This window comes from Streptomyces sp. NPDC056527 (assembly GCF_042794475.1).
In the GTDB taxonomy this organism is placed as follows: domain Bacteria; phylum Actinomycetota; class Actinomycetes; order Streptomycetales; family Streptomycetaceae; genus Streptomyces.
Genome location: NZ_JBHTTQ010000002.1, coordinates 176,990 through 185,772 on the forward strand (window position 1 = coordinate 176,990; position 8,783 = coordinate 185,772).

Consider the following 8,783-nt stretch of genomic DNA (forward strand, 5'->3'; position numbering starts at 1 on the left):
CGTATGCGTGTGGTGGTGTCGACGTACGGGGCGCGTGGCAGCGTCGAACCGATGGTGGGGCTCGCGGTGCGGCTGCGGGAGCTCGGCGCGGAGGTGCGGGTGTGCGCGCCGCCGGACGAGGAGTTCGCCGAACTGCTCGCCGGGGCCGGAGTTCCGCATGTGCCGGTCGGTCGGCCGGTGCGCGCGATGGTGACCACGGTGGTGCCGGGTTCGACGGTGGGCCTGGCGCAGCGGGCCGCCGAGTTGACGGCCGCGCAGTTCGGTCCGGTCGCCGCGGCGGCCGAGGGGTGTGACGCGCTGGTGGCCTGCGGCCCGTTGCCGGTCACGGCAGGCGCGCGGTCGGTGGCCGAGAAGGCGGGCATCCGCTACGTGCATGCGAGCCACCAGCCGATCATCCTGCCGTCGCCGCACCAGCCTCCGCCCGCGCGGCGAGGCCGTCCGCTGCCGCCGGGGGTGAGCGACAACCTGGAGCTGTGGGAGATCGACGCCCGGAACGCCGACGAGATGTTCGGCGAGTTGATCGACTCCCACCGGGCGACGATCGGCCTGCCGCCGGTGGACAACGTCCGCGACTACGCCTTCTCCGAACAGCCGTGGCTGGCGACGGACCCGATCCTGAGCCCGTGGCCGCCGACGGACCTCGACGTCGTGCAGACCGGAGCGTGGTTCAGGCCGGACGAACGTCGGCTCCCGGCCGCGCTGTCGTCGTTCCTGGACGCCGGCACACCGCCGGTCTACGTGGGCTTCGGCAGCACGCCCGTCAGCGCATCGAAGGACGTCGCCCGGGTGGCCGTCGAGGCGATCCGGGCACAGGGCCGCCGCGCGATCGTCTCCCACGGCTACGCCGGCCTGGACGTGATCGACGACAAGGACGACTGCCTCGCCGTCGGCGAGACCAACCACCAGGCGCTGTTCGCCCGGGTGGCCGCGGTCGTGCACCACGGAAGCTCGGGCACCACGACGACCGCCGCCCGGGCCGGCACGCCCCAGGTGGTGGTACCCCAGGGGGCCGACCATCCGTACTGGGCGGGCCGGGTCGCCGAGTTGGGCATCGGCGTGGCGCACGAGGGACCGACTCCGACCGTCGAGTCCCTGTCGGCCGCGCTCGCGACGGCCCTGACCCCCGAGACCGGCGCGCGGGCGAAGGCCGTGGCCGGCCAGGTCCGTACCGACGGGGCGATGGTCGCCGCGCGGCGGCTGTTCGACGAAGTCCGCGGGGCGAGGAGCGTCAGGGGGCGCTGAGCACGGTGGCGCCGACGTCGACGAAACCGGGCTTCTGCGCCACGAGCCGGCCCTCGCGGACCACCTGGAAGGTCACCTCGTGGTTGACGATCCGGGGGAAGCGGGGGGCGCCGAGCATGTCCTCGTAACGCCAGCGCAGTTCGGGGGTGAGGCCGCCGGTGTCGATCTGGACGCCGCGGTCGAGGGCGTGCGAGACGGCCCCCGCCGTGATCGTGTCCTTGTCGAGCGACTCGATCACCTTCCTCAGGACGGTGTACGCGATCCAGGTCGTCTGCACGCCCGCGTCGGCCGGGTCGACACGGTTGTCGGCGAACGCGTGTTCCTTGATCACCTTGCGCATCGGCGTCCAGCGCGCGTCGTTGGCCTCCGGGTACCAACCGGTGACGTACGCGCCCTCGAAGGGGCTGTGCGCGCCGCCGGTGCGGTCGATGACGGGCTGGCTGACGCTGCCGAGCACCGAGGAGATCCGCACGCCCTCGTTGCTGTCCTTGCCGTCTCCGTCCCTGTCGCCGCCGGAGTCCTCGTCCTCGGGCAGGCGTCGGAAGGAGTCGAAGAACGTCTGGGTGCGCTCGCCGAGGACGGCGGCGACGCAGCCTTCCTCGCCGCCGGCCCTGGCGCGGGCCCGGCCGGCCTGCTCGGTGTACTCGGCCGCGTCCTCGAGCGCCGGGATGTCGGTGGCGCTCTTGTGACTGCCCTTGCTGAGGCCGGAGTTGAGGAGGTCGGGCAGCTTGTCGCCGGCGAGGGTGTCGGGCCGTACGAGGGAGACCTTGCGGCAGGACTCCGCCAGCTGGATTCCGTGGCCGGCCATGAGGGAGGCCTGGCCGCCGTTCACCGGATAGGAGAGCGGGCTGGTGAACTCGTCCTCGGAGATTCCGTAACCACCGATGTACGGGATGCTCGCGGCCTCCAGCGGGGCCATGAAGGCCCGGCCGTTCTGGCTGTAGGAGCCGACGACGGCGACGACGTCCTCGCGGACGGCCCGGCGCGCGCAGGTCGCGGCTCCGGCGGAGGTGTTCTGCTCGTTGCAGGTGAGGATGCGCAGCTCGTGGCCGTCGATGCCGCCGTTGGCGTTGACCCAGCGGGCGTACGCCTGGGCCATGGCGGGCATGCCGGGCTGGTTGGTGGCGCGGGTGCCGTCGGGGGCCCAGGTCATCACTGTGACGGGCTCCCTGGATCCCCCCGTGGTCCCAGGGAGCACACCACAGCCGGTGAGCAGCGACGCCCCGGTCGCCGCCGCCGTGACATGTGCGAGGAGTGAGGTCAGTCGCCTACCGGTCATGACCATGCACAATTCCGCCTCACGGGTAACGCAGAAGTGTGCGGGGTTCAACGCGGGGTGACGCAAAGGTGAATTGCAGGGGTCGGTCGCGGTGGGGGGAGGGGGCCGGTCGGCCGATCTTGGAAGGGAACGTACGATCGAACGGTGTCCAGTCCAGTCTCAGGTTCGGTGAACTCTTCCCGTCGCGGCCGTCGCTCCTCCACCATGGGCGGCATGCCGCTCAACGACATGCCGTGGTGGCGCTGGCGCAGCAACGCGCGCTCGGCGCTGCACATGCTTTCCGATCCCGAGTTCCACGAAACGATCTGGCTGGCCGGTCACGACGGGTACGGCGACGTCACCGACGCCGTCTACCGCCTGGTCGAGGACACGTGGCTCGACAACTGGTCCGCCGAGAAGTACGTCGGAACGATCTTCCGCGACTCCGGCGAGGCCGCGCTGGTCGACGTGGCCGTGCTGCGGGTGCTGCGGATCATGCACCAGGTGGGGCCCGATGCGCCGTTCTCCGCGTACATGGAGCACCACGGATGGCCGGAGGCCGTGCGTGCGGCCCGCGAGGCGCACGTACGGATGGCGTCGGCCGACGGCGAGGACCCCGACACGCCCCCGCGCTCCCTGGACGTGCTCCGTATCATGACGCGGTCCGCCTGACGGACGGCGACCCTGCCGTCAGGGCGGGGTGTGGCACCCTACGGGGATGACCGACCAGTACGTCCTCACGCTTTCCTGCCCGGACAAACAGGGCATCGTGCACGCCGTGTCGAGTTATCTCTTCATCACGGGATGCAACATCGAGGACAGCCAGCAGTTCAAGGACCGGGACACGGGTCTCTTCTTCATGCGGGTCCACTTCTCGGCGGAGACGCCGGTGACCGTGGAGAAGCTCCGGGCGAGCTTCGCGGCGGTGGGCGACTCGTTCGAGATGGACTGGCACATCAACCGGGCCGACGAGCGTATGCGGGTCGTGCTGATGGTGTCGAAGTTCGGCCACTGCCTGAACGATCTGCTCTTCCGCTCGCGGATCGGGGCGCTGCCGGTCGAGATCGTCGCGGTCGTCTCCAACCACACGGACTTCGCGGAGCTGGTGGGCTCGTACGGCCTCCCGTTCCGGCACATTCCGGTCACCAAGGACAACAAGTCCGAGGCCGAGGCGGAGCTCCTGGAGCTCGTCCGCGAGGAGAACGTCGAGCTCGTCGTCCTCGCCCGCTACATGCAGGTGCTCTCGGACGACCTGTGCAAGCAGCTGTCGGGCCGGATCATCAACATCCACCACTCCTTCCTGCCGAGCTTCAAGGGCGCCAAGCCCTACCACCAGGCACACGCGCGCGGCGTGAAGCTGATCGGCGCGACCGCCCACTACGTGACGGCGGACCTCGACGAGGGCCCGATCATCGAGCAGGAGGTCGAGCGGGTGGGCCACGAGGTCACCCCGGACCAGCTGGTGGCGATCGGCCGTGACGTCGAATGCCAGGCGCTGGCGCGAGCGGTGAAGTGGCATGCGGAACGCCGAATCCTCCTGAACGGTCGCCGCACGGTGGTCTTCACCTAACCCACTACTCCACGAGGGTCGGCGCCCACCACCGGGTGGGGCGGGCGCCGCGGGGCCCGGGGCCTACAGGCGGCTCAGTGAGGCCGCCGCGAAGAGGACGTCGCGGATCGCCTCGCGGTCGCCGTCCTGGCCCGCCGCCGCTTCCTCCGGTGGGACGTGGCCCGCCACCAGCTGGCAGAACTCGACGCCGTCCATGGCCACCTGCGCCACCGCGTGGTCGGGGGAGCCGAGGGCCGCCGGGGAGTCCAGGGCGATGTACCAGTGGCCCCCGCCCGAGCCCTCCACCTCCAGATGGAGCGAGCGGCCGGGCGCGCCGGCCGTCACCAGATGGCGAGGCGGGGACGCCAGGCCCGCGCGCCGCCGGTCGGCCAGCGCCGCCGGAAGCAGCCGCGCCGCCAGATCGATCATGCCGTGCAGATGCGCCCCGCTGGGCGGCTCGTACGGATACGCCACCGCGTTCGCGATGTCGTCCGCATGCACCCAGCACTCGAAGGCCCGCTCGAGCAGCGAGTCCCGCATCGGCAGCGCGAAGTCGCCGTACGTCACCGTCAGATCCGCGACGCCCCGCCCGGCGAACGACACCGTGCGGATCAGCGTGTGGCTCTGTTCCCGCCAAGGCTCGCGCACCCCGCGCGTCGGCGGATGGTACGAGCCCTGCCAGTACGTCTCCGTCCGCTCCGTCGGCGACACCTCCGTGGCCGAAGGCCCCAACGGGTCGTCCAGACCGAGCGCTGCCGACACCAGGCCGTCCACCGTCAGCAGATGCCCGATGACCCCGGCCACCGTCGTCTTGCGGCTCATCGGACGCTCGCCCTCGAACCACTTCAGCCGCACCGGCGCGTGCCACTCCGACTCGCCGATGTCCCGCAGCAGCGCGTCGAGCCGGGCCGTCTCCGCGTCGTACGACGTCGCCCAGGCGGGCACCGGGATACGGGCGGGGCGCCGGCCCAGACAGTTCTCCAGGACCCGGGAGCGCAGCAGCGGATCGAGGTCCAGATCCCGCTCGGAGTGCAGCAGCCCGACCGCGTCCCGCAGCCTCAGCGCCTCGTCCGCGCACGGCGCGCACACCGTGAGGTGGTCCTCGACGGCCTGGGTCTCCTCGGCCGAACACGCCGACAGCGCCCACGCCCCGAGGAGGGACTTGAGCACACTGTGCGGCGGCACGACCGGCGGAGGAGGAGGCGGGGGTGCGGGTGCGGGCGGGGGAGCGGGCTCCTCCGCCGGCTCGGGCGCCCTCACCTCGGGCCGTCCCGTCAGGTCCGCGTGGTCGTCCGCGGCCGACCGTGGTCCCGGTATCCACGGAGCGCGCGCGACCTCGTCCGGGTCGCCGTTCGCCTCGTTCACAGCGTGCGTCCGTAGCCGGGCGGTGAGGTCCCCTCCAGCGGGCGGGTGTTCGCCGTCGACAGCAGCTGCAGTCCGAGCCGCAGCCGGCGCCGCGCCTCGTCCTCCGTCACTCCGAGGTCGGCGGCGGTCTGGCGGTAGTCCCGCCGCTGGAAGTACGCCAGTTCCAGCGCCGCGCGCAGCGGCGCCGGCATGGACGTGACGATGTAGTCCGCGCGGGCGGCGACCGAGGCCTGGCGCACCTTCTGCTCCAGCTCCTCCGCCGAGCCCTCGCCGGTCTCCGCGTACGCCGTCGCCTCCGTCTGCCGCAGGCGGTGCACCGCCTGCCGCTGGGTCAGCTTGGCGACCCACGAGCGCATGTTGCCCTGCTTGGGGTCGTAGGCGTCGGGGTTCTCCCAGATGTAGCCGAACACCTCGCGGGTGACCTGGTCGGCGGCGCTGTCGTCGTCGAGCACCCGGTGGGCCAGGCTGTGGACGAGAGAGGCGAAACGGTCGTAGAGCTCGCCGAGCGCGGCGGCCTCACCGCGCGCCAGCCGCTGCTGCATCCTGCGGTCCCAGCGCGGTGGTGTGTCCTTCGCCATACGAAGCCCTCCGGAGCTCTTCGACTGCCCTCCCGACCCGAGTTCACCGTCCAAAGTAATGCGCCCGACCGGCAGCGCACCCGCCTTTGTGGCAAGTACACCCACACAGGGCCTGGTGATGGTAGAGAAAGCGTCACCTTTCATCCGGGGTGTTTCGTTCCGCCGTGGCGGGGCAGCGGGAGGGGACAGGAAGCACTGCCTCCGTTTGAAGGGCGCTAGTCGTGACGCTCCATGTCGAGGAAGACGAGCGGGACCCCTGGACCGTGCTGCGCATCCAGGGCGAACTGGACCTGGTGACGTCGCCGCTGGTCCGCAGACGCGTCCATGACGCGGTCGCGGGCGGCCGGCACGACGTGGTCCTCGATCTGTCGGGGGTGCTGTTCTGCGACTCCAGCGGCGTGGGCGTGCTGATCGCGTCGCGCCGTCTGATGCGCTCCTGCGGCGGGCGGCTGCGGGTCGTGCTGCCCGCGCGCGGCGCGGTGGAGGGCTCGCACGTCAACCGCGTCCTGGCCGCGCTCGGCGTCCGCCGGCTCTTCGAGGTGTACGCGGACGCCACCGACGCCGTCGACGAGCGGGCCCGGCCCCTGCCCGTGGACTCCCTCGTCGGACAGACCGCCTCCGTGCCCGCCCAGACGATCCGCCCACGGAACCACGACGTGCGTCGTCTCTCCGCGTAGCGGCTCGGCTCCACACGGCCGTCCCTCTCGGCATGAGGGCCGCCTTCGTCGTACGCTCCGCCCATGGAGCCCATGGAACCCGAGCAGGACCAGGACCCCGGACAGCTCTACCAGCGCCGGATCGCCCGCCGTTTCTCCGCCTTCGACCAGGACGGCGACGGGACGATCTCGCGCGAGGACTTCAGCACGGCGGCGAAACGGCTCCTGACGGAGTTCGAGGTGTCGTTCCGCTCCGACCGGGGACAGGCGCTGTGCGACGGCGCCGAGGCCTTCTGGCAGGGCATGGCCGGGATCGCCGACGTCGACGGAGACCAGCGGGTCAGCCGCGAGGAGTTCGTCGGCGGTGCGGTGAAGCGGCTGCACGACCACCCCGAGCGCTTCGCCGAGATCGCCCGGCCCTTCCTGCATGCCGTCCTCGCCATGGCCGCGACCCCCGCCGGGGTGGAGCGCGCTCTCCTGGCGCTCGGTGTCGACCCGGAGTCGGCGGCCCTGAGCGCCCGGACGCTGCCGACCCTCGCCTCCGGCCAGGTCGACGAGGCCGCGGCGGTGACCGCGTTCGCCCACTACTTCATGACGGAGTGACCCGGCTCCCGGCGTAGCGCTCGCGCAGCTTGTACTTGAGGACCTTCCGCAGGGTCTCGTTGCGCGGCAGGGCCTCCACGACCTCCAGTTGCTCCGGCAGCTTGTGGACGGAGAGGCCCTGCGCGCGCAGGAAACCCGTGACCGTCTCCAGGGCCAGGGGTTCGGCGCCCGGCGGCTGCTCGATCACCGCGCAGACCCGTTCGCCGCGCTCGGGGTCCGGGAGGCCGATCACGGCCGCGTCGCCGACCGCCGGATGCCGGTGCAGGAGGTCCTCGATCTCCTTGGCCGAGATGTTCTCGCCCTTGCGGATGATGATGTCCTTGATCCGGCCCGTGAGGACGAGGTGCCCGCTCGCCGTCACATGCCCCACGTCGCCCGTGATCAGGAAGCCGTCCTCGTCGAAGGCGGCCGCCGACTGCGCGGGGTCCAGATAGCCCCGGCAGACCGCCTCGCCGCGCAGCCGGACCTCGCCGCCCTCGGAGATCCGTATCTCCATGCCCTCGGGCGGCCGGCCCTCCGTCGTCGCCAGGTTCTCCACCGTGTCGTCCGGCGCGCCCATCGTGATCATCGGGACCTCGGTCATCCCGTACCCGTGCGTGAGCTGGCAGCCCATCTCCCGTACGACGGCGTGATAGATCTCCGGCGGCTTGGGCGCCCCGCCGCCCGCGAGCAGCCGCAGCGTCGGGATCAGCTTGCGGCCGGGTTGTTTCCGCTGCTCGGCGAGGAACATCGAGTAGAAGGCGGTCGACCCGCCGGCCACCGTCACACCGTGCCTGCGGTACTCCGCCAGCGCCTCGGGCAGCGCGAACTGTTCGAACATCACCGCCGGGAAGCCGTAGAGCAGCAGCATCACCGTGTAGTCGGGCCCGGCGATGTGCGCGTACGGGAAGGCCATCGAGCCGATGTCGTCCTCGCTCAGACGCAGCGCGTGGGCGAGGCAGGAGCCGCCCGCGATGAGTGAGCGGTCGGTGTGCAGCACGCCCTTGGGATCGGAGGTCGTCCCGGAGGTCCAGTAGATCCACCGCACGTCGACGCCGCTCGCCGGGGCCGGCGGCAGGACGGCCGGATCGCCGTCCGGCAGGTCGTCGTACGCCTCGAAGATCCCGCGCGCCCCTAGCCGCCGTGCCATCTCCGTGTGGTCGAAGCCGCGCCACACCCCGGGCACGGCGAAGAAGTCGGCCTTGGACTCGCGCAGCGCGAAGCCGACCTCGCGGTCCCGGTAGAAGGGGATGACCGGGGACTGCACGGCTCCGAGGCGGGCCAGCGCGAAGGAGAGGACGGCGGTCTCGATCCGGGTGGGCAGCTGCCAGGCCACGACCGTCCCGGGCCGCACCCCCATCCCGTACAGCCCGGCGGCACACCGCTCGGCGCGCTCGCGCAGCTCCCCGAAGGTGAGACTCCGGTCCCCCTGGAGGAGGACGGGCCGCCCGGGCGTGAGGGCGGCCCGCCGCTCGACGAGCTCCCAGAGGGTGCGGGAGGTGCCCAGGGTGTGTGCGGTGTCGGTCACGACGATCCCCTCTCCGTCCACAACT

At 71.8% G+C, this 8,783-nt stretch carries 8 protein-coding genes and 1 pseudogene; 5 read left to right on the top strand and 4 right to left on the bottom strand.

Features of this window, described 5'->3' with window-relative positions; translation table 11 throughout:
- Positions 1–3: 3 nt before the first annotated feature.
- Complete coding sequence (locus ACFQ7Q_RS02390) at positions 4–1,242, top strand: glycosyltransferase (RefSeq protein ID WP_383548697.1); 1,239 nt, start codon at positions 4–6, stop codon at positions 1,240–1,242.
- Here the strand turns inward: ACFQ7Q_RS02390 and ACFQ7Q_RS02395 are convergent.
- The gene (locus ACFQ7Q_RS02395) at positions 1,229–2,521 is read right to left on the bottom strand and encodes an ABC transporter substrate-binding protein (protein WP_383548700.1); all 1,293 of its coding nucleotides are present in this window, start codon (positions 2,519–2,521) and stop codon (positions 1,229–1,231) included. The two genes, ACFQ7Q_RS02390 and ACFQ7Q_RS02395, sit on opposite strands and share 14 nt — an antisense overlap.
- A gap of 204 nt (positions 2,522–2,725) precedes the next feature.
- On the opposite strand from ACFQ7Q_RS02395, the gene ACFQ7Q_RS02400 reads away from it, so the two are divergent.
- Positions 2,726–3,172, top strand: a complete 447-nt coding sequence (locus tag ACFQ7Q_RS02400; RefSeq protein ID WP_383548723.1) for a hypothetical protein — start codon at positions 2,726–2,728, stop codon at positions 3,170–3,172.
- Between the two features lie 46 nt (positions 3,173–3,218).
- Positions 3,219–4,070, top strand: coding sequence for a formyltetrahydrofolate deformylase (purU, locus tag ACFQ7Q_RS02405; protein WP_383548703.1), 852 nt, complete (start codon positions 3,219–3,221; stop codon positions 4,068–4,070).
- A gap of 63 nt (positions 4,071–4,133) precedes the next feature.
- Here the strand turns inward: purU and ACFQ7Q_RS02410 are convergent, their stop codons facing one another.
- Both ACFQ7Q_RS02410 and ACFQ7Q_RS02415 read right to left on the bottom strand, forming a co-directional pair.
- On the bottom strand, positions 4,134–5,414 hold the full coding sequence (locus tag ACFQ7Q_RS02410; RefSeq protein WP_383548705.1) for a maleylpyruvate isomerase N-terminal domain-containing protein: 1,281 nt from the start codon (positions 5,412–5,414) through the stop codon (positions 4,134–4,136).
- Positions 5,411–5,992, bottom strand: coding sequence for a sigma-70 family RNA polymerase sigma factor (locus ACFQ7Q_RS02415; RefSeq protein ID WP_383548708.1), 582 nt, complete (start codon positions 5,990–5,992; stop codon positions 5,411–5,413). The genes ACFQ7Q_RS02410 and ACFQ7Q_RS02415 overlap by 4 nt, the downstream gene beginning before the upstream one ends.
- A gap of 221 nt (positions 5,993–6,213) precedes the next feature.
- Between ACFQ7Q_RS02415 and ACFQ7Q_RS02420 the strand changes: the two are divergent.
- Positions 6,214–6,579: pseudogene (locus ACFQ7Q_RS02420) on the top strand (STAS domain-containing protein); the annotation flags it as partial.
- 153 nt (positions 6,580–6,732) lie between these two features.
- Entirely contained in the window at positions 6,733–7,251 is a 519-nt protein-coding gene (locus ACFQ7Q_RS02425; RefSeq protein WP_383548711.1) for an EF-hand domain-containing protein, read from the top strand.
- Here ACFQ7Q_RS02425 and ACFQ7Q_RS02430 read toward each other — a convergent pair.
- The gene (locus ACFQ7Q_RS02430; protein ID WP_383548726.1) at positions 7,238–8,758 is read right to left on the bottom strand and encodes a class I adenylate-forming enzyme family protein; all 1,521 of its coding nucleotides are present in this window, start codon (positions 8,756–8,758) and stop codon (positions 7,238–7,240) included. The two genes, ACFQ7Q_RS02425 and ACFQ7Q_RS02430, sit on opposite strands and share 14 nt — an antisense overlap.
- Positions 8,759–8,783: the final 25 nt, after the last annotated feature.

Excerpts from the sequence above, each read along its gene's own strand:
- ACFQ7Q_RS02390 (WP_383548697.1), top strand. The coding sequence starts at position 4 with ATGCGTGTGGTGGTGTCGACGTACGGGGCGCGTGGCAGCGTCGAACCG.
- ACFQ7Q_RS02395 (WP_383548700.1), bottom strand. The coding sequence starts at position 2,521 with ATGACCGGTAGGCGACTGACCTCACTCCTCGCACATGTCACGGCGGCG.
- ACFQ7Q_RS02400 (WP_383548723.1), top strand. The coding sequence starts at position 2,726 with ATGGGCGGCATGCCGCTCAACGACATGCCGTGGTGGCGCTGGCGCAGC.
- purU (WP_383548703.1), top strand. The coding sequence starts at position 3,219 with ATGACCGACCAGTACGTCCTCACGCTTTCCTGCCCGGACAAACAGGGC.
- ACFQ7Q_RS02415 (WP_383548708.1), bottom strand. The coding sequence starts at position 5,992 with ATGGCGAAGGACACACCACCGCGCTGGGACCGCAGGATGCAGCAGCGG.
- ACFQ7Q_RS02425 (WP_383548711.1), top strand. The coding sequence starts at position 6,733 with ATGGAGCCCATGGAACCCGAGCAGGACCAGGACCCCGGACAGCTCTAC.